Origin of the sequence: Cohnella luojiensis, assembly GCF_004564235.1 — a bacterium.
GTDB classification, from domain to species: domain Bacteria; phylum Bacillota; class Bacilli; order Paenibacillales; family Paenibacillaceae; genus Cohnella; species Cohnella luojiensis.
In genome coordinates this window covers 1-18,939 of sequence record NZ_SOMN01000057.1, presented here as the reverse complement: position 1 = coordinate 18,939, position 18,939 = coordinate 1, and the positions used below count along the sequence as shown (strand labels likewise).

Below are 18,939 nucleotides of genomic sequence, written 5' to 3'. Positions count from 1 at the left end.
TTTAATAGATCTACCAATCCGAACAGAGATTAAACACTTCTCTAACCCAAGGTCCATACAGATCTTGTGAATGATTTCACACCTTAACTATATCAAAAAAACTGTCTTGACATCTTGTAGCACTATACATCACTATTCTCGATTTGACCCTCAGAATGGATATCCATTTCACGTTTGTTTTTTTCCATTTTAGAATCCTTTGTACTGAGGCTCTTCATTTTCGATTTGCTGAACTCGTGTGCTTGCCTGATCGACAAGTTGTTGAGTGGATTGAGCCAAATCCGTGTATAAATTCTTAGCCTGTTGATTTTGAGTCCCTAAAGCAAATTGTTCAAAGCTAGCCTGGGCACTTTTAAGTGAAGCAACAGCCGTTTTCAAGTCGGAACTAATAGTCATTAGTCAAATTCCTCCTCTAGATAATCAGGACCTAAGCCACTAGGGTTTAAAACACCCTATTATTGTTCCGATACCCTAATCCTTTATGCATGTGTCGGGAATACCCTCTCCACTATCATGTTTATCTCATTCAAATATATATTTAAATTGCCACGCAACTTCTCTTCATTTGCATAAAAACGTAGGCAATGGACAAAGTTGGGATTTGCACTAATGTAGATCCTTTTGACATTAGAAGGTATATATTTTGCTACATCCCGACCGATCGCTTCGAGCATCCGTGTAGGTGAATTCCCACTTTGACTAATCCAATCGACCCGGTTAATCATACCAGGCTCCTCGAAAAAACCGGCACCGCCTTTTTTATCTACGCGATGATTAAGTATCTCCTCCTGCAAAGCTTTTGAATTGGGTTTACGCCCATTTGGGACAAGAGCTAGATAACAGTTCACTTCCGTCAATAATACATAAACCGATTGGATTCCAGGATGCTGCGGTAATATGCTTTCCGCTATCTCCGGATGAAACGTAAACGTCTTGGATAAATGATCGTTATCTAATCCCAAGTTTCGCAAACCGTAATTTTCAGTACCCTCTCGAATATCCTGATTATTAGACCAGTTCGGTGTCATAATAAGCGGCTGATCTTTAACAGGATTGTTGCTTGTGCAACCTACTGATGTCATCAATATACAAGTCTCGACAATATAAAGGCATTTAACCAGAAGCTTCATAATGTTCATCCAAAGAATCCTCCAACTATAGAAAATCTACAGATTAGGATGATTCACTACGAGGAAAATTATTCTGATTCACTGAACAGGGCAGAAGCATCGCTCGCTGTGGCTTTTTGATAAAACCTTTTAATAGCGGACAGTAAAAGTTGGTTTTGTCGATATCCGTTCTATCGATCCGGCACAACCCGATAAACGTTTTTCTTCCCTATATTTTGCAAAATGCGGGTTGGCACACGTGACATTTTCAACACATCCGTTATCCCTTTTGCATTTTTCGTTAAGGTTAACATCAAGATTGTTCCTCGCAGTCTAGCGGTATGCCGGGGGAGTTCGGTGGATACGAAATTTCCTAGAGAAGACGCCGCTACCCGATTTCTAATGTGTCCGTCGATGTCCTTTACCTTAAACATTCTTATCGGATGCAGCACATGGGGATGCGCTCCCAGCACTACATTAACACCATTATTAAACAACAGCTGCATGAGCCGGATTTGGTTGCGGTCGGGATAAGTTCGAAATTCTTTCCCGAAATGTAGGCAAGCGATGATAAAATCCGTTCTACTCTTCAAGCTGCGCACGTCCGCTATTATTTTTTTCCGGTTTAGCCGGTTGACTAACCACGGCTCCGGCACTGGGATCCCGTTCGTTCCTTTCGTATAAGCCAATATTCCGATTTTTATTCCCTTTACGTTAACTATCAGTTTCCGGCGGGCTTCCCGGGCGGAGCGATACGTGCCCGTATGTCGCAGACCGTGTCGATCGAGGACGTTTAATGTCCGCCTCAAACCGGATAGTTTCCCGTCCATACAATGGTTATTGGCTGTGCCTAATACATCGAAGCCCAAGTTCCGGAGCGTAGCAGCGAATCTGTCCGGGGAGTTGAACAACAGTTTTCCGGGCTTTCCGCGAAAATTGTTGCCGGAGAAGGTCGTCTCCAGATTGCCAATCGTTAAATCGGATTTACGCAGATAGGGTTTCACTTTGGCAAAAATAGGGGCGAATCCGCCTTCCCGTGCGGCCGAGGCGATCATCTTCTTTTTCATCAACAAATCCCCGACTGCAGCGATTGTGATTTTCGTCAATCTACCCACTCCTTTCACAATTACACCTTATTCGAAAGAAAAGCGAAATGCTTGTAAGTTGGGCACCCTCGGTTACGGCCAGATGAAAAAAGCCCAAGCCTGGATCGGCTTGAGCTTTTGCATTCTAACCCTAGTTCTTTTAGATCTACACACACATTCTTGACATTATAAATAAAACAGTTTTATTTTATTAAGATAGCTGCCTTCTTGGAAAAAATAACGAACAATAGTTGGTATCTCCGGAATGGTAATCCGAAGCTATGTAAATAAGCAATATCGTGAGGATTCCTGTGTCTATCAATCTACCATGAGGACTGGATCGGAGGTCGTTTCATGAAAACTAAGGTGGTTTCTTGGTACCTGCTAGCATGTTGCTTTCTTTTACTGGTTGCATGTACCCCTCATACGAATCTAAAAATTCCCGAGGTTAAAACATTTTTTGATGATGTGATAAAGAGTACAAATTCCATTTCAAAAGGACAACTAAAGAAAGTTGATAAGGTATATTTGACTGTTGTGTATTCATTAAATACTGATGATTTCCCTCCCAAGGAAAGGGAAGCCATATTTGAAAAAACGCGTGACTTTTTTCTAAGTCCAAAAATACGGAATCTCATAATTGAGCAAATTGGATCGGAAAATGAGTTAAGAATGTTCAATGAGGGTTTCAAGATTCGATTTCAAAATCCAAAAACGGAAACTTATTGGGTATACGGTCAAGTAGATGGTGAATTGCGTTTAATTGAATAAAAAAAGACTAAGAGCCTAGGTAATCGGTCCCATACATTACGAAAGTGGATTCGATGCATTACATCAAGTATCTTCCTGTGATCGACTGCTCCGCATGAATGATCTGCGAAGGTGTACCCTCGAACACCACCTGGCCGCCCCTGCTGCCTCCGTCCGGTCCCATATCGATGATCCAATCCGCTTGGCTGATCATATCAAGGTTATGCTCGATAACGATCACCGTATTGCCGGTATCCACGAGGCGGTTCATGATCCCCTGAAGGTGACCGATATCCGACATATGCAGGCCGGTCGTCGGCTCGTCCAATACGTAGATGCTGCCCTTCTTATGCAGCTCGCTTGCCAGCTTGATACGTTGGCATTCCCCGCCCGAGAGCGTGCTGAGCGGCTGGCCGAGAGTAATATAGTTCAGCCCCACGTCACTCATCGCCTGGAGCTTGCACACGATTTCTTTTAGCTCGAAAAACTCCAATGCCTGCTCCACGGTCATCTCCAGCACATCTGCGATCGACTTGCCGTTCAGCTTATACTCGAGCACCTCTTCCTTGAACCGTCTACCTCCGCATACTTCGCATGGCAGCTCCACGCTGTCTAGGAATGAAAGATCTATAGACACGACGCCCTGCCCTTGGCAGTTCTCGCAAGCCCCCTTGGAGTAGAAGCTGAACAAGCCTTGATTGACCTTGTTCGCGGAAGCAAACGCCTTGCGCACATCATCCATAATGCCCGTGTAGGTGGCGGGATTCGAACGTGTGGACACCCCTACCGCCGATTGGTCGATGACGATCGCATCCGGATGCTGGCTGAGGAATACTTCGTTAATCAGCGTACTCTTGCCCGAGCCGGCGACACCCGTAACAACTGTTAGAACTCCGGTTGGAATATCTACGCTCACGTTCCGCAGGTTGTGCAGTTTGGCATCCCTGATGGACAGCTTTCCGGATGGCTGCCTGCAATCTTGCTTCAGTTTGAGCGGCCGCTTCATATAGTTGCCTGTCAGCGTACCTGACTTCAGCAGGCCTTGGAAGCTTCCTTCGTATACGATGGTACCGCCGCGGCTGCCGGCGTGAGGCCCGACGTCGACGATATGATCCGCCAACTTGATCACGTCGGGATCATGCTCGACGACAATGACAGTATTGCCTTTGTCGCGCAGCTTCTGCAGCAATTCATTTAACCGATGGACATCACGGGGGTGCAAGCCGACGCTGGGCTCATCGAAGATGTAAGTGACATCCACCAGACTGCCGCTCAGGTGCTTCACCATCTTGACGCGCTGCGACTCGCCGCCGGACAATGTATCCGTCTCGCGGTCCAGCGTCAAATAGTCAAGACCGATATCCACCAGGTGCTGCAGTCGCTCCGTCAGCGACTTGACGACCGGCGCGACGACAGGATCGTCAATCTCCCGAACTACGCGGATGAGCCGTCCGACCTCCATGGAGGACATCTCCGCGATGTTGAGTCCATTGATCCTGCAGCCGAGCGCGGCCTGACTGAGTCTCGCGCCGCGGCAGCTGGAGCAGGGACCATCGATAATGTACGGCGCAACCGCTTTTTGCGTGCGCTCGGACTTCGTCTTTACATCCTGCTTGATGTACTTGTTGGAGAACTTCTCGATAATGCCTTCCACTGTAATATTCATTGCCTTCCCGGCGAAATCCATCTCCACTTTCCTCGCCTTGGCGTACAGTAGTTGCTCCAGCTCTTCTTCCGAATAATCGCTCAGCTTCTTGTCGAGATCGAACGACCCCGATTGTACGACCATGTTCCATTCCCAGCCGTTCACCTTATAGTCCGGAAGCATAATTGCCCCTTCATTTAACGACCTGGACATGTCCACTGCCTTGCTCATGTCGACGCACAGACTGCGACCGATCCCGTTGCACTCGAGACACATGCCTTGCGGATCGTTAAACGAGAACATGTGAGCTGGTCCAACATAGGGCTGTCCCGCCCGGGAGAAGAGAAGACGGAGAATGGGAGAAATATCGGTAATCGTTCCCATGGTGGAATGGGATCCGCCGCCCAGCCGTCTCTGATCTACGATAACAGCCATGCTCAGGTTCTAAATCGCGTCCGCATCCGGCTGCGGAACGCGGGGCAGGAAACTGCGTACAAACATGCTGAAGTTCTCATTCAGCAATCGCGTGGATTCTGCGGCGATCGTATCGAAGACGATCGATGACTTACCGGATCCGGATACCCCGGTGAAGATCGTGATCTTCCGCTTGGGTATGCGCAAGGATACGTTCTTGAGATTGTTTTCCCTCGCGCCCGAGATGACGATAAACTCCTGATTCGATTCGCTCATGCGTAATATCCTTCCGATCGTGTTCATTTCTTATTTTATACAAAGAACACTACTCATTCAGCCGTTGTACCTGGTCTATCCATTGCATAAACGATAGCACATAACGCTGCAAATATTTGCGGGTCGTTTCATCGGTAAGCTTGCGACTTTCCGAATCAACCTTATCCAAAACTTGAGAAATATACATTTTTTGAAACGGCATGACATACGACGAGGCGGCATCCAACGTTTGCCTGATTTGCTGCTGCGACAAAATCGTTCCTTTTGCGCCAGGCGTTGCTCCTATCAAACCTGCAGGCTTTCGAATGAGGACAGCTGTTTTGGTTGGGGTCGAAGACCAGTCCAGTGCATTTTTCAGTACACCCGGTATTCCCGAGTTATACTCCGGGCTAACGATGATAATGCCATCCGTCCTTTGAATCGATTCGCGATAACGCATGACCGTTTCCGGCCCTTCTCCATGATCCAAATCGGCGTTATACAAGGGAAGATTCGCGATAGATATGTATTCATATTCTACGGAATCTACCAGTTCAGGGATTGTATTCGCTATCATTCGATTGAATGAATTTTCCCTTAAACTACCAACTATAATCCCTATTTTTTTCAACATCAGCAATCCTCCTAATCGTTTAGAAGCTATTCTCCCCTACCCAATCATACAATATTTACATCGGTGTGTTGTGTTCTATTGTACCGAAATCCCAAGTAGGTAAAAGTATTCTATCATATTTCGTGAAGTTGATGCGCTTGAGCTTGAGCATCAGCTTGCGCTTCCGTTTCTTCGATAAATAATAAAGCCCGCGGTTTACGCGGACTTCATTCGGATAATATTATTGCCCGGCCCGTTTTGGCTAAGGCTCGACCTGCACGAATCTACATTCTTTCCTCAGCTTCCCATTTTGAAACCTCTTCCCGAACTCGCGGGGCGACTTCCTTACCCAATAGTTCAATGGATTTCATAACATCCTCATGTGGCATGGTGCCAGCAGGTAAATGCAGGAAAAACCGTGAGAAGCCTAAATGTTTTTGCATATAAATAATTTTGTTGGCCACCGTTTCGGGATCGCCTACGTAGAATGCGCCTTCTGGGCTGCATGCGGCATCGAATTGTGAACGGCTAAATTGTCCCCAACCACGCTCTTTACTTATTGAATTAAACGCTGCCTGCGTGGGAGGGAAATACTTGTCGACCGCAATCGAGGTACTCTCCGCAACGAACCCGAGTGAGTGTACGGCTATCGGTAATTTCGATGCATCATGTCCTGCACGAGTAGCAGCCTTCTTATAAAGCGGAATGAGCGGAGCAAATTGCAAGGGGCTCCCGCCAATGATTGCCAAAACAAGAGGCAGTCCGAGTTCACCTGCTCGTATTACCGATTGCGCATTACCCCCACTGCCAAGCCATACGGGTAATTGGTCCTGAACCGGCCGCGGATACACCCCCTGATTCGTAAGGGCAGGTCGATGCTTTCCTTTCCAGGATATCTTCTCCGAGTCCCTTAACTTTAATAATAGTTCCAATTTTTCCGCGTAAAGCTCATCATAGTCTTTTAAATCATATCCAAATAGTGGAAACGCATCGACCATAGAGCCTCGACCCGCGATAATCTCAGCACGACCATTTGAAATACCATCGAGCGTGGCAAATTGCTGAAACAAACGTACTGGATCAACTGCAGAGAGCACGGTAACCGAACTGGTTAAGCGTATCCTTTTGGTCATGGACGCCGCTGCAGCCAGCACAACGACAGTAGCGGAATCACCAAATTCTTTGCGATGATGTTCACCGACCCCAAATATATCCAACCCAACCTGATCGGCAAGGACGATTTCTTCAACAACCTCACGCAACCGCTCCGCATGACTTATCGTCTTGCCCGTTTTAACATCCGGAGTCGTTTCGACAAACGTATCTACACCGATTTCCATTTTCAAATCCCCCTGGCTTTAAAATTATATTCGATCGCTTTATTAGAGTAAAATCCATCGTTCAGAAAGAATCCGACTCATTATTTTTGGCATTGCCTTCACGATTCCTTATTCCATATCCAATTTTCTTAAGCAGAACAATAAGTTCAAGCTTCTCCTCATCTGTTGCAAAGGACAAGTTATCGGAGATCGTCTGAACATGCTTAGGGAAGATATGATCAAAGTAGCTTCGTCCTTCGCCCGTTAAAGTCAAATTCGTTTTGCGTCGATCACCCGGGATGGGAAGCCGTTTAACGAATCCCTTCTTCTCCAGCTTATCTACAACATGGGTGATACTCCCGCTAGGAATCGAGAAAGCATCGCTAATTTTCTGGATGGGATGCGGACCTTTATTGTAAAGAAACTCGAGAATTAGAAAGGTTTCTAAACTGAGACCATAGCTGTTAATGTCACGTTCTAAGTTCTCATACAGTACTTTCACCATATTTCTCATTACGCGTATCAGTCTTAAATCAAGAGCCTTACCCTCAGCATCGCGTCCAGTCATTTTTAAGCCCCCTTAGTGCGAACTCAATTAGATTCACTAAACATCTTTTACTGGGCAAAAAATCCACCATCTATGATATATTCAGCTCCAGTCGAGTAACTGGACTCATCGGATGCAAGAAATATAACTATATTGGTAACTTCTTCTGGTTCTCCAATTCTTTTAAGCGGGATAGAATCCTGCATAGCATCAATATTGAAAGGTGCTGCCATTGGTGTTTTAATGAATCCCGGATGGACAGAGTTCACACGGATGCCATCCACGCCGAGTTCTGCCGCGGCTGCTTTTGTCATGCCTCTCACAGCGAATTTTGACGCAACATATGCTATCTTCTGGGGTACCCCCATAATGCCTGCAAGAGAAGAAATGTTAATGATAGATCCTCCGCCAGCTTTTTTCAAAGTTCTTTTGCTAATTCTTCTCCCTCTTTTTCGAGGATATCGGTAAAAACTACTTTTGCACCTTCCGCTGCAAATCTACGTACATGAGAAGCTCCCATTCCACGGGCTCCTCCTGTAATTACTGCAACTTTTCTTTTTAATCGATCCATGTCAATTCCTCCTCTATTAAATATCAGAATATATACCATAATAATATTTAATCTAATAGTAAATAATATAATAATAGTGTATTGATTTGTCAACATGTAAAAACCCCGCCTTCACGAAAGCGGGGTTTTTGCCTTGTTCATTTACAAAATTTGATCAATCGTTCAAAAATAAGAAAGAATGATCAACTAGGTGCTGATTAACCAATAACGTTCGTTACTACTTCGATATTGCCACGGGTTGCTTTGGCATAAGGGCAAACCAGATGGGCTTCCTCGACTATTTGCTTAGCCACGTTGGTTTCTACGCCGCTTATAGTGATGTCCATATTCATTGCTAGTACATATCCGTCGCTCGCATCCTTGCCGAGCGTTACATTAGAAGTTATTGTTATACCGTCCGTTTTAATATTCTTTTTTCTAAGAATAGTACCCATCGCACCTTCGAAGCATGCGGCAAATCCTGCAGCGAACAGTTGCTCCGGATTGGTTCCAGTTCCGGGACCCCCTAATTCCTTTGGATATCTCAAGTCCATGTTAAGATTGCCATCGCTGGAAACAGCTTTGCCTTCCCTTCCGCCTTGAACGTTTACGGTAGCCGTGTACAATTTCTTTTCCATTTTAATCATTTTCGTAACTCTCCTTTTAATATTGGATTATTAGCCATACTGGTGACCGCACCTTTGCTCGCCATGAACATCAAGTTTTACTTTGTTGTTCCACACCTTTTATTCCAATACAGACATATTCATGTCAATAATTTGTCGAAATTTTTCCCTGTCCGTTATAGTCTTAACCATAACGCGAAGTCCTATTATTGCATTATTAAAATAATGAGACAGCCATTCCGCGTTGAGCGCCTTGGAAATTTCTCCCGATTGTTGGCCTTCCACAATAATGTCGTATATCAACTGTTCTACAGTGGCCCAGCCCAGTTTAACCAAATCTCTGCATATTGAATCATGTTTTGCCAACTCAACCGCGGTATTTACCATGAAGCAGCCATCAGGAAACTCCTCTTTCTGTTGGACTGCTATTTCAAGCATCATTCGGATTGCTTCCTTGGCAGAACGGGTATCAGCCATACGTCGTTTAACCGGAAGCCTAACCGATTGCTCAAACATTTCAATATAGCGTTTCAATGCTTTGACATACAAGGATTGCTTATCGCCAAAGGTATCATACAGGCTCCCTTTATGAATCCCCATATGGGAGACCAGTTCCTGCATGGATGTCTTCTCATAGCCTTGTTCCCAGAATAACCTCATGGCTTTTAGCAGAACTGCATTTTCATCGAATTCCTTTGTCCTGGCCATCTCATTGCGCCACTCTCCTTTCAAAGTAAATTTACTATATAAAGAACGGTCGGTCAAGAATTATTTTTGAACGATCGTTCTTTATAATCCTAACATAACCGCAGCGACTTGTTCCGGAATATCGATTTGTAACCAATGACCGGCTGGTAGAACGTGCAAGGAAGGACGTTTCAAGAGCGATTGGAGATGCTTCGCAATGCCGTAGTTGAGATAAGGGTCGGTTTCGCCCCAGATCAGTTTGACCGGGATATCAAGCGCCCACATCTTGTTAATGCGCTTCGTATTTTTGGCGAGTTCTTCGAACAACTGCGACGTCATTTGCGCAAACGCCGGACCGGAGCTCGGCTGATTTCTAAAATTGCCGTCGATAATCGGACCGAGGAATTTCGAATAATATGCCTTTTGGTCTTCCGTCAGATGCTCTTGGAATTTGCTCCGCTGAAAATTAAGCACCCAAGCGAATTGTTCCGGGCTACGCAGAATGGCTTGCGTAAGTGCCTTCAAATTCGTGGTCGCGAAAAGTTCGATCAACTCCGGATATTTTGCCGTTGGTGATTCCGCATAGAAGGCATTGAGAAGGCAGATGGAATCGACATGCTCCGGATGCTCGATCGCATAGTTGACCGCCGCGGGACCGGATGAATCGTGTCCTACCGGAACGATTTTACCGAGTCCCAAGCTTTCGACTACCGCATGGAGATCCCCCAATTGCTGCTCGAAGCTATATCTTGCGCCAGCCGGTTTATCGGAAGCGCCAAAACCAAGGAAATCGAATACGACGACTCTTCTGCCTCCTGCAACCAGGTGGGGAACCAAATCATCGTAAATATGCAAATTGTCGGGAAAGCCGTGCATTAGCACATAGGCAGGTCCGGTACCCGAGTAATCTCGGACATAGATGCTGCCCTGTCCGCGGTCGATTCGATGCTCTTGAAAGTTCGTGTTCATTGTGTTTTTCCCATCCTTCTAGTTCAAGTATTTTCACTTCGCTTATTACATCATTACGAATATGTACAAACATGCCGATCAACCTCGGCTTGTTTGCAATTCCCGTTTCTTCATTTTTTCTACTATATATTCCGCCGTGCGCAAGGCAAGCGACATGACGGTATTGGTCGGATTCCCCGCGCCGGAGGTGACGAAGATACTCGCATCGCACACATACAAATTGGGAATGTCGTGGCTTTGTCCGTACGAATTAACGACGGAATCGGCAGGGTTGTTCCCCATTCGGCAGCCTCCCGCCATATGTGCCGTATCCGGAACGACGAACTCCACTTTCCCCCCCTCCGCTTCCAAGATGGAGCTCATCGTACGCTCTGCGTGCTTTATCAGCTTCCGATCATTCTCGCCGTAACTGAAAGTCACTTTAGCCCGTGGCAAACCGTACTCATCTTTCTCATCCGCCAAAGTAACGCGATTATTCATATTCGGCATTACTTCACCGACCAACGTGACCCTGCCGTAATGATTGTAATCCAAGAGCGCTTGTCTAAATCGCTCTCCCCATATTGGGCCGCCCTGCGCTTTGGAAACACCATTGGCGAATTCAACCGGTCTTGCACCATGGGAATGAAGCGTATAGCCGCGAACAAAATCGCGTTTCGGGTCTGTTCGGTAAAAATCCAATGTTGTCGCGAGTACCGGCGTGCCTTTGTATAAACGGATTTCATCATCGAACTTGGCATACACGTCATTACTGCTATGCACCATTATGGATTTTCCGACCATTCCGCTGCTGTTTGCAAGACCGTCCGGAAACTGCTCGTTTGCTGAATTGAGCAGCAGCCTGGGAGTCTCTACTACAAATGCGCTGATAATGACCATTTTTGCCTTTTGCTCGTACGGTTTACCGTTATGAACGAATGTCACTCCTTTGGCCAATCCGTCTTTGCCCATCAATACCTGCGTTACCATACAGTCTGGCAAAACCTCGGCTCCTGCCTTGATCGCTTTCGGGATGTGAACGATCAACGTGCTGAATTTCGAATCCGGCATGCAGCCTTGATTGCAAAATCCACGGTTAATGCAAGGGGGACGACCTTCAAATGGAGCGGATAATATGGCTAAAGGCGCAACGGACGAACGAATTCCCAGCTTGTCACAGCCGTTCATGAACATATAGGCGTTCGGACTCAGCGGTTCCCTCTCAGGGTAAGGATAAGGGCCATTATAATGCCCCCAGGGAAAATGCTTAGGCCCGGAAACGGCAATATCTTTTTCCGTTCTGGTGTAATAAGGCTCGAGATCTTCATAGCTTATAGGCCAATCTTCACCAATCCCGTCGATTGTCTTCCCCTGAAAATCCACATCCTGGAAACGCAGAAACACCGCTGTAAAATGAACAGTGCCGCCACCGACACCCCGCCCCGAATTATTATGTCCCATCGTGAGTGGATCGGTTCCGTCCACAATTCGTGTATCCTGCCAACCAAGTGATTTCATAGACAACTCATCACTGGCAAAATCCTTCTGCGGGTCCCGGAGGGGGCCGGCATCCAAAACAACCACAGAGAGTCCGGCTTCGCTCAATTCTTTGGCTAATACCCCTCCTGCTGCTCCGGCGCCAACAATGACAGCATCCACTTCTTCATTCGCATATTTACGCTTCATTTTCCGTTTTTGCCTCCCATGGATCTAGTTGTCCCAACTGCGTACGCACATATCCTCGCGGATAAGCCGGACCTGCATAACCGATGTCCGACCAAACCTGCGGATGGGAGCAATACGATTCGACGGTCAACCGCATTAGTTTTTCAAACAGCGCCTTCTGAGGTACTCTATTCCATATTGCCGAAGGTTCCGCCTTAACTTCGCTGATGTCTTTGAGCATATTCTTTTGTTTTACTGTCTCTAATTCTGCAAAAGATATGGAATACATGTGTTGCGAAGACTGCTCCATCGCCTTCAGCCCTTGCCGAATCAATTCCGATGCGGCCGGAACTCCGACTTTTCTTTGCCCTTCGCCAGGTGACGAATACAAGGTTTTATCGATATGGGAGATAACGAACGCAAGTGCATCTGGTGAAGAATCGTCAACTAACAAACTACATATAGAGCGCAATATCTCAGCCTCACGTTCACTTAGAAACTGATACTTGTCTATCGATTGATTTCTCGAAGTTACAATTTGCTGCGTATGATCATCCCAGGCATCTTTTTCATCCAAGACGTTAAAGGATGGATACCGCGTTATTCCGCTCATGTGTACTTCCGCCTTTCTTTCACTATGCTGTTCATTAACATCAAGCTTCCCAATACACTGCAATAAGCCCCAATACGCTTATCGCCGTATACATCATAGGAAGCGTAACCGGCGGTCCAATCAGGAAGTTACGGAGCGCCCATCCCCCTACCCGAACACCGACCCCCCGGACATGAAAATAAAATCCGATTAATCCCGAAATCACCCCGAACCACATCATGACTTGAAACAAACCGTTCAGCCACATCACGTTGTAGAATGTAAGAACCAAACCGATCATAAAGAAAATCGGTGCGGAAATAACGGGGAGCCACATGGATTTATGGTGAAAGTTTTGCCTGTAATGAAACATTGTTACCTGAATCCCGATCATCATGAAAGCCAGGCTGACAAACAGAATCAATATTCGTTCAATGGGCCAAGCGTCCCAATACATGTATCTTCCTCATTTCACGTTTTCCGTTATGTTGTACCACAGCCAGAAAATCTATCCAAATTTGGTGGCAGCAGGATGAACGGAACAAACTCTAAAGAGTTCGGCAAACTGGATCATTGATTGGGCTCTAATAATGGAAGTAAATTGTCGACTTTACACATTGGATCTCCAAGAGTCATACACTACATTAGCCTAAGATGTAAAATGGAGGAGTACTTAGTATCATGCTCATTCATGTTAATCAAGCCATTCAACGAATGATTCAGCGCCTCGTTATGAAGCAGTCGCAAGACGGTTCATGGAGGTTTTGTTTTGAGAGCGGTGTAATGACAGATGCCTATATGATCATCATTTTGCGTACCTTGCAAATCACTGATGAGGAGTGGATACGTGCACTTCATCACCGAATTATGTCGAAGCAGGAAAAGAATGGTGCTTGGAAGGTGTATCCGGACGAGACGCAAGGGAATTTATCCGCGACGACGGAAGCTTTAATTGCTCTTCTCTATTCCGGATACAGTAAACCAACGGACTTCAATATTCAACAAGCCAAACAATTTATCCTTTCCAATGGCGGAATCCGGAACGTCGACAATCTCATGACCAAGATCATTCTCGCATGCACCGGGCAATATCCTTGGCCTTCTTTCCTTCCGCTCCCCATCGAACTCATCTTGCTTCCTTCCGCAGCTCCGATCGATTTCTACGATTTTTCCGGTTATGCCCGGGTTCACCTTGCTCCCGTTATGCTTCTCGCAGATAAAAAGTCTGTGATGCGGAATGAAAGAACACCAAATTTATCCGACTTGTTCGTCCGCGGCGTTTTTCCTGAAGCACATTTTACAAGTTCGACACGTTCTGACGCAATATGTAACGAAATGGATCGATTTTTGCAAAAACTCGCTGCTCTACCAAAACACATTCATCAACAATCCATAAACAAAATGGAACAATACATGTTAAATCGAATTGAACCCGACGGAACCTTGTACAGTTATGCCAGCGCTACATTTCTTATGATACTTGCACTTCTCTCTCTCGATTACGACAAACGTCATCCTATCATCATACATGCTATCCGCGGCTTAAAATCGCTCCTTTGTCACACGGATGGCTCCATCCATGTACAAAACTCGACATCAACCGTTTGGGATACGGCATTGATCAGTCACGCCCCTTCAACAAGCAGGCCTGCCCTCGGACTATACCACGATTCAATCCGCAGGCCGTTATCTGCTCACCAAACAGCAAACCCGGTTAGGCGACTGGAGTCGCCGTATCAAGAATCCCTTTCCCGGAGGATGGGGCTTCTCCGATATCAATAACATTAATCCGGATATCGACGATACGACCGCCGCACTACGAGCGATCCGCAATTTGGGTACTCGCAGAGTGGAATACCAAGAAGCGTTTAACAAAGGACTTCAATGGGTATTGTCCATGCAAAACGACGACGGCGGGTGGCCCGCATTCGAGAAGAATATCGATAATTCTTTATTGACCATGCTCCCATTTAACGGAGCAGACGCGGCGGCCATCGATCCGTCAACAGCTGATTTGACTGGTAGAACGCTGGAGTTTCTTGGTAGAGACGCCGGATTGACCGCCCGTCACCTTTTTATTCGTCGCGCTGTCCGTTGGTTACAGAAGAACCAGGAAACGGACGGTTCCTGGTATGGCCGCTGGGGGATCTGTTATATTTACGGGACATGGGCTGCGTTGACCGGTATGCTTGCTGTTGGAGAAAACCCGGAGCATCCCAGCATACAACGTGGAGTGGAGTGGCTGCTTAGTATTCAAAATCCGGATGGAGGTTGGGTAGAATCTTGCACAAGCGATCAGGAGAAACGGTATATCCCATTGCGTCAGTCCACGCTTTCTCAAACGGCGTGGGCTCTCGACGCACTGGTAGCCTATTATCCAAAACCGAATTCAGCCATAGAAAAAAGTGTTCAATACCTGCTAAACACCATGGACAAGGCGGATCAAGAAATCTATCCGACGGGAGCCGGTTTGCCTGGCTACTTTTATATTCGATACCATAGCTACCCCTACATTTGGCCTTTGCTTGCTTTGAGCCACTATAAGAGCAAATACGAAACAATCATAAATAACCTGTAAAATCGAACAAATTATTTAAATGGTTCATGCGGATTTTACCGGTTCTGTGCTGATCCTTGATCTCTGTGAATGATAACTGGCGGAGGGGCGTCTGCTATGTTAATGAGTCTGGCCATCCATCTTCTTTATGGATTGATTACCGGCGTAATGTTTAAGTTGGTTGCAAAGAAAGCATAATCGCGCGTTAAGAAAAATCCCGGGATCGCTGTGATTCGGGATTTTTTCATTCGTTAAATGTTATGATCTGTTACTTATTTTTTAACAACCAGTGGCCGTACGACCCTTGTAGTCAGCAAATCCAATGCATCCCGTGTATCCCGTGCAAAATCCAATGGCCGGGCATTTTTTTCAAAATGAATATACCAGAGATTTGGATTCGTAAATAACCAGTGATTGTGCAGAGCCGTCACTAGAATACCATGCCTGCGCAGCCGCGAAATAAAACGATTGATTTCCGAAGTTAGAATAACAGTTTCTCCCAAACATAACGCCCTTCCGTCACGACCGATACTTTCGAAAGAAAATGCCTGGGGAATGGTCAGAAAAGATCTTGATCTTTTGCCTAATATACGCGGACGAATATTGTTTCTCACCGAAGAAGCTGTGCAAACCCCATTAATAACCATTGGTTGGGCTCTAAGAATGGAAGCAAATTGTCGACAAAGTGGGCTTAATGCCATGAGTTTATCCCTCCATCAATTGTAATTGATAATAGATTATGATAGAGGTGTTTGTTTTGATAGAGACATATCGCATTGAAAATCTATCTATTTTTTTAATTAAAAAGTTACCTGAGTAACCGAAGAAGCATAATCGACACTCATGAGAAAAGCTCGCTCTCCCCTTGTCGGGATTGCGAGCTTTTCTGCATGCATAGCTTATTTTGTTACCTTGGTTTCACGACAACAACATCAGGATCTGCCGTATTCTGCGGTATCGGGAATAACAACCCGGTTGTGTAGGGAGTCGGCTGATAATGAATACTATGTTTCATAGCCGTTTCCGCATAAAATTTTCTGGCATCCTCTACACTTCGTTTACTGGTTACGATGTCATTGACTAGATTCAAGGTAAGATAATTCATCGCTTCCTCATGGCATCGGGCGGAGACTTCACCTTTGGTCCGGTCCATGATCACGCTTCCGTCAAATTTGGCAATATCGTCAAATCGCTCGGGCGGTACGGCATAGTTGATCGTTTGTTCCAAAAAATCCGGATGAGGCATCGGAAAATTGTGGGGCACTGGATGGCGATAGACAATCGTACGCTTCCACGGACCGTTATTATACCAGACCAGCATATCGCGGGTTGCTCCATCCGGAAGTCCGTACTTTTGGATCATAAGACGTGCGCCCTCCAAAGGTTTTCCCGACCATTCAGCCAAAGTTTGCTCCACTTCCTGCTGGATCGGTCTAACCCCGTTCAAATCCATCCGAAATTGACTCTGTCTTTGTGGATAGTAAAGATTCGCAACCTGTGGATGACCATGTACAAAACCGGGGTATGTCGGGTAATAGGTTAGAGGAGGATAATACCCTCCATATGGATGATACGGATTTCCTGATTGGGCTACTGCCTTATAACAAACTGGGCCGGTTCAACCATCCAATCCAACGGGTTCCCCCTGTCATACATTGGTATGAATCATTATTAACGCTTCAACATCATATTGAGGGGGGTGGAACCTTTTGCAACCGATTAGCCCCATATCTGAAGCTGCGATTCACTCATACATTGGTAAACAGGTCTGTGCTGTATTGCACGATGGAACACATTTATATGGTACAATCACTGATTGCCGGGAAGGACAACTGTTTCTCAGCGGAGGCGTCAAAGGTCCTGGAACTGTATCAACCAGTGCAATACGGGCAAAAGCCCAAATCCGGACAAAACTTAAAAACAAAGCAAAAATATCTGCGTTTACCCCGTTTTTCGGCTTTGGCGGGGGAGCAGCGGCCGCTGCGATTTCGCTAGCCCTGATCGCATCTCTGTTTTTTTTCCCGTTTGGATTTGGATTTCCGTTCTTCTTTTAATCGTTTAATGTTAATGCCAATTAGCGGAACCTGTTTTCTTTCAGGTTCCGATATTTCTATTTCGTGACGAAATATATTATTGATATTTCCGGATAAACGATGAATCGATATACTGCTTCAAACGCCAACACCATTTACCGTGAATGGAAATACCCCGATATAGCAGCAAGGCTTCACCTTCTCCGGTTGACAGAATCGACAAGTATTTCGATTGGGGGCGGTACTTATTTAATTTTCCCCCTGACAAAAATCGTTCCATATTAGACCAGAGTATTGGTGCTTCACGGACGGCATAAACTCCTGCCTTGTGAAGAAAAGGATAGGTCTGCAAGCTAACACAATCCCCAACTCCGAACATATTCTCGTATACCACAGATTGGAGATTGTCATTAACCAATAAATAACCCTGGGCATCTGTCGACAGACGGCTTTTTCGAAATATCGATGGCGCTGCTGGTCCTGTCAGCCATAACAATTCATCATATGCTACGGTATGACCCGATTGAAGATCAACCCGGTTCCTGTGTACAGAAATGACAGGATCGTTTTGTATGAGATGAATACCCTTATTTTGGACAATCCCCGTAATCTGCCGAGTCACACGTCTCCCTGCATGTTCTAATAATGGCCCCTTACTAATCAAAGTGACGGGATCTTTTAAACCTAATCCTTTACGGTTGGTCTGTAGGCTTAAGCTCATTTCGATTCCTGAAGCTCCTCCGCCCACAACGACCAGGCGCTCCTTCTTTAGAGATGAATTCTTCAGTGCGGAGATCAAGTAATTGGGTTTGATCAACGCGGCATACTCTTCTACTCCAGAAATGCTCGTGTTGGCGATCCGGGAACCGATATTAAACGATATCAAATCATAATTCATTCGAACTCCATTTGAAGTGACGATCTCCTGCCGTTCCGGATCCACCGTTTCCACGGAATCGTTCAAGAAGTCTATTTTCACCGCATCACATAACCGCGGCAAATCGATACGGATGTCTTCCAACCCATAGCGGCCTTCAACATAACTGGAAAACATGCTTGAATAATATTGGTATCGGTCGAGCGAAATCAACGTGACTCGCGTATCCGGCCATCCGCCAAGCTGCAATTGCTTCAAAACGTAAAGATGTGCATGTCCGCCGCCGACAAGAATCACGTTCCTGATGATGGTCACCCGCTATCTGAAAAATATTGGTCCGCGGCACGCTGAACCGCGGCTCCGTGAGTTGGATATGGATGAATGACATGGGAAACATCCCCAATAACCTCCAATATACGATCCATTTTTTCAGGTTCAAAATAAGAAATGATCTTCCCGTCTATAATCATGAATGGTGTGGCAAACCCGCCGAGACGGAGCATCTCATCGAAGCGGGACTGGACGTGGGTGACATCTATCGAGTCTGTAAAATAGATTGTGTAAACTCCTAAACCCATTAAAATGGAAGTATACGAGAGGTTGGGGAGAACACATGGGATTATGGACAAAGCAGCAACTCCGAGCGTTTATTAAGGAGAACAAATTG

At 45.9% G+C, this 18,939-nt stretch carries 22 protein-coding genes and 1 pseudogene; 4 read left to right on the top strand and 19 right to left on the bottom strand.

Annotated features, from left to right (window positions below):
• Positions 1-189: 189 nt before the first annotated feature.
• From E2980_RS23075 to E2980_RS23065, 3 genes are all read right to left on the bottom strand, one after another.
• The gene (locus E2980_RS23075) at positions 190-396 is read right to left on the bottom strand and encodes a DUF1657 domain-containing protein (RefSeq protein ID WP_135154573.1); all 207 of its coding nucleotides are present in this window, start codon (positions 394-396) and stop codon (positions 190-192) included.
• An 83-nt stretch (positions 397-479) separates the two neighbouring features.
• The gene (locus E2980_RS23070; RefSeq protein ID WP_135154572.1) at positions 480-1,139 is read right to left on the bottom strand and encodes a hypothetical protein; all 660 of its coding nucleotides are present in this window, start codon (positions 1,137-1,139) and stop codon (positions 480-482) included.
• A 161-nt stretch (positions 1,140-1,300) separates the two neighbouring features.
• Positions 1,301-2,224 carry a CapA family protein gene (locus E2980_RS23065; RefSeq protein WP_240703165.1) on the bottom strand — a complete coding sequence of 308 codons (924 nt, stop codon included), beginning with the start codon at positions 2,222-2,224 and terminating at the stop codon, positions 1,301-1,303.
• A 324-nt stretch (positions 2,225-2,548) separates the two neighbouring features.
• Between E2980_RS23065 and E2980_RS23060 the strand changes: the two genes are divergently transcribed.
• A complete protein-coding gene (locus E2980_RS23060; RefSeq protein WP_135154570.1) occupies positions 2,549-2,965 on the top strand; it encodes a hypothetical protein in 417 nt (138 codons plus the stop codon).
• A 58-nt stretch (positions 2,966-3,023) separates the two neighbouring features.
• Here the strand turns inward: E2980_RS23060 and E2980_RS23055 are convergent, their stop codons facing one another.
• The 12 genes and pseudogenes from E2980_RS23055 to E2980_RS23005 all read right to left on the bottom strand — a co-directional run bounded on the left by E2980_RS23055 (position 3,024) and on the right by E2980_RS23005 (position 13,262).
• A complete protein-coding gene (locus E2980_RS23055) occupies positions 3,024-5,030 on the bottom strand; it encodes an ATP-binding cassette domain-containing protein (protein WP_240703166.1) in 2,007 nt (668 codons plus the stop codon).
• 3 nt (positions 5,031-5,033) lie between these two features.
• The gene (locus tag E2980_RS24870; protein WP_240703164.1) at positions 5,034-5,279 is read right to left on the bottom strand and encodes a P-loop NTPase family protein; all 246 of its coding nucleotides are present in this window, start codon (positions 5,277-5,279) and stop codon (positions 5,034-5,036) included.
• Positions 5,280-5,328: 49 nt separating this feature from the next.
• Complete coding sequence (locus E2980_RS23050) at positions 5,329-5,892, bottom strand: NADPH-dependent FMN reductase (protein WP_135154569.1); 564 nt, start codon at positions 5,890-5,892, stop codon at positions 5,329-5,331.
• Positions 5,893-6,155: 263 nt separating this feature from the next.
• Complete coding sequence (locus E2980_RS23045) at positions 6,156-7,211, bottom strand: LLM class flavin-dependent oxidoreductase (protein WP_135154568.1); 1,056 nt, start codon at positions 7,209-7,211, stop codon at positions 6,156-6,158.
• Between the two features lie 61 nt (positions 7,212-7,272).
• Positions 7,273-7,758 carry a MarR family winged helix-turn-helix transcriptional regulator gene (locus tag E2980_RS23040; protein WP_135154567.1) on the bottom strand — a complete coding sequence of 162 codons (486 nt, stop codon included), beginning with the start codon at positions 7,756-7,758 and terminating at the stop codon, positions 7,273-7,275.
• Positions 7,759-7,805: 47 nt separating this feature from the next.
• Positions 7,806-8,308: pseudogene (locus E2980_RS23035) on the bottom strand (SDR family oxidoreductase).
• A gap of 197 nt (positions 8,309-8,505) precedes the next feature.
• Positions 8,506-8,934, bottom strand: coding sequence for an organic hydroperoxide resistance protein (locus E2980_RS23030; protein ID WP_135154566.1), 429 nt, complete (start codon positions 8,932-8,934; stop codon positions 8,506-8,508).
• A 99-nt stretch (positions 8,935-9,033) separates the two neighbouring features.
• Positions 9,034-9,621, bottom strand: a complete 588-nt coding sequence (locus tag E2980_RS23025) for a TetR/AcrR family transcriptional regulator (RefSeq protein ID WP_135154565.1) — start codon at positions 9,619-9,621, stop codon at positions 9,034-9,036.
• Between the two features lie 81 nt (positions 9,622-9,702).
• Positions 9,703-10,569, bottom strand: coding sequence for an alpha/beta fold hydrolase (locus tag E2980_RS23020; protein WP_135154564.1), 867 nt, complete (start codon positions 10,567-10,569; stop codon positions 9,703-9,705).
• A 78-nt stretch (positions 10,570-10,647) separates the two neighbouring features.
• Positions 10,648-12,234 carry a GMC family oxidoreductase gene (locus tag E2980_RS23015; protein WP_135154563.1) on the bottom strand — a complete coding sequence of 529 codons (1,587 nt, stop codon included), beginning with the start codon at positions 12,232-12,234 and terminating at the stop codon, positions 10,648-10,650.
• Complete coding sequence (locus E2980_RS23010; RefSeq protein ID WP_135154562.1) at positions 12,224-12,826, bottom strand: gluconate 2-dehydrogenase subunit 3 family protein; 603 nt, start codon at positions 12,824-12,826, stop codon at positions 12,224-12,226. Before E2980_RS23010 ends, E2980_RS23015 begins: the two co-directional genes overlap by 11 nt.
• A gap of 40 nt (positions 12,827-12,866) precedes the next feature.
• The gene (locus E2980_RS23005; protein WP_135154561.1) at positions 12,867-13,262 is read right to left on the bottom strand and encodes a hypothetical protein; all 396 of its coding nucleotides are present in this window, start codon (positions 13,260-13,262) and stop codon (positions 12,867-12,869) included.
• A 224-nt stretch (positions 13,263-13,486) separates the two neighbouring features.
• On the opposite strand from E2980_RS23005, the gene E2980_RS25040 reads away from it, so the two are divergent.
• Both E2980_RS25040 and E2980_RS25035 read left to right on the top strand, forming a co-directional pair.
• Positions 13,487-14,587 (top strand): hypothetical protein, encoded by a 1,101-nt coding sequence (locus E2980_RS25040; RefSeq protein WP_338080749.1) that lies wholly within the window; start codon positions 13,487-13,489, stop codon positions 14,585-14,587.
• Positions 14,475-15,383 (top strand): prenyltransferase/squalene oxidase repeat-containing protein, encoded by a 909-nt coding sequence (locus E2980_RS25035; RefSeq protein WP_338080750.1) that lies wholly within the window; start codon positions 14,475-14,477, stop codon positions 15,381-15,383. The genes E2980_RS25040 and E2980_RS25035 overlap by 113 nt, the downstream gene beginning before the upstream one ends.
• Before the next feature lie 251 nt (positions 15,384-15,634).
• On the opposite strand, the gene E2980_RS22995 is transcribed toward E2980_RS25035, so the two are convergent.
• Together E2980_RS22995 and E2980_RS22990 are read right to left on the bottom strand one after the other, a co-directional pair.
• On the bottom strand, positions 15,635-16,063 hold the full coding sequence (locus E2980_RS22995; protein ID WP_135154560.1) for a DUF1259 domain-containing protein: 429 nt from the start codon (positions 16,061-16,063) through the stop codon (positions 15,635-15,637).
• 206 nt (positions 16,064-16,269) lie between these two features.
• On the bottom strand, positions 16,270-16,815 hold the full coding sequence (locus tag E2980_RS22990; RefSeq protein ID WP_135154559.1) for a hypothetical protein: 546 nt from the start codon (positions 16,813-16,815) through the stop codon (positions 16,270-16,272).
• Positions 16,816-17,071: 256 nt separating this feature from the next.
• Between E2980_RS22990 and E2980_RS22985 the strand changes: the two genes are divergently transcribed.
• Positions 17,072-17,416, top strand: a complete 345-nt coding sequence (locus E2980_RS22985; RefSeq protein WP_135154558.1) for a hypothetical protein — start codon at positions 17,072-17,074, stop codon at positions 17,414-17,416.
• A 76-nt stretch (positions 17,417-17,492) separates the two neighbouring features.
• Here E2980_RS22985 and E2980_RS22980 read toward each other — a convergent pair whose 3' ends face one another.
• Positions 17,493-18,569, bottom strand: a complete 1,077-nt coding sequence (locus tag E2980_RS22980; protein WP_167747233.1) for an FAD-dependent oxidoreductase — start codon at positions 18,567-18,569, stop codon at positions 17,493-17,495.
• Positions 18,570-18,583: 14 nt separating this feature from the next.
• Positions 18,584-18,901, bottom strand: coding sequence for a thioredoxin domain-containing protein (locus tag E2980_RS22975; protein ID WP_167747232.1), 318 nt, complete (start codon positions 18,899-18,901; stop codon positions 18,584-18,586).
• Positions 18,902-18,939: the final 38 nt, after the last annotated feature.

What these genes read in the sequence shown, in the direction of transcription:
- E2980_RS22990 (WP_135154559.1), bottom strand. Translation starts at nt 16,815, where the DNA reads ATGGATTTGAACGGGGTTAGACCGATCCAGCAGGAAGTGGAGCAAACT.
- E2980_RS23040 (WP_135154567.1), bottom strand. Translation starts at nt 7,758, where the DNA reads ATGACTGGACGCGATGCTGAGGGTAAGGCTCTTGATTTAAGACTGATA.
- E2980_RS23025 (WP_135154565.1), bottom strand. Translation starts at nt 9,621, where the DNA reads ATGGCCAGGACAAAGGAATTCGATGAAAATGCAGTTCTGCTAAAAGCC.
- E2980_RS25040 (WP_338080749.1), top strand. Translation starts at nt 13,487, where the DNA reads ATGCTCATTCATGTTAATCAAGCCATTCAACGAATGATTCAGCGCCTC.
- E2980_RS24870 (WP_240703164.1), bottom strand. Translation starts at nt 5,279, where the DNA reads ATGAGCGAATCGAATCAGGAGTTTATCGTCATCTCGGGCGCGAGGGAA.
- E2980_RS22995 (WP_135154560.1), bottom strand. Translation starts at nt 16,063, where the DNA reads ATGGCATTAAGCCCACTTTGTCGACAATTTGCTTCCATTCTTAGAGCC.
- E2980_RS23045 (WP_135154568.1), bottom strand. Translation starts at nt 7,211, where the DNA reads ATGGAAATCGGTGTAGATACGTTTGTCGAAACGACTCCGGATGTTAAA.
- E2980_RS23005 (WP_135154561.1), bottom strand. Translation starts at nt 13,262, where the DNA reads ATGTATTGGGACGCTTGGCCCATTGAACGAATATTGATTCTGTTTGTC.
- E2980_RS23020 (WP_135154564.1), bottom strand. Translation starts at nt 10,569, where the DNA reads ATGAACACGAACTTTCAAGAGCATCGAATCGACCGCGGACAGGGCAGC.
- E2980_RS23060 (WP_135154570.1), top strand. Translation starts at nt 2,549, where the DNA reads ATGAAAACTAAGGTGGTTTCTTGGTACCTGCTAGCATGTTGCTTTCTT.
- E2980_RS23015 (WP_135154563.1), bottom strand. Translation starts at nt 12,234, where the DNA reads ATGAAGCGTAAATATGCGAATGAAGAAGTGGATGCTGTCATTGTTGGC.
- E2980_RS23030 (WP_135154566.1), bottom strand. Translation starts at nt 8,934, where the DNA reads ATGATTAAAATGGAAAAGAAATTGTACACGGCTACCGTAAACGTTCAA.
- E2980_RS23075 (WP_135154573.1), bottom strand. Translation starts at nt 396, where the DNA reads ATGACTATTAGTTCCGACTTGAAAACGGCTGTTGCTTCACTTAAAAGT.
- E2980_RS23070 (WP_135154572.1), bottom strand. Translation starts at nt 1,139, where the DNA reads ATGAACATTATGAAGCTTCTGGTTAAATGCCTTTATATTGTCGAGACT.
- E2980_RS23010 (WP_135154562.1), bottom strand. Translation starts at nt 12,826, where the DNA reads ATGAGCGGAATAACGCGGTATCCATCCTTTAACGTCTTGGATGAAAAA.
- E2980_RS23050 (WP_135154569.1), bottom strand. Translation starts at nt 5,892, where the DNA reads ATGTTGAAAAAAATAGGGATTATAGTTGGTAGTTTAAGGGAAAATTCA.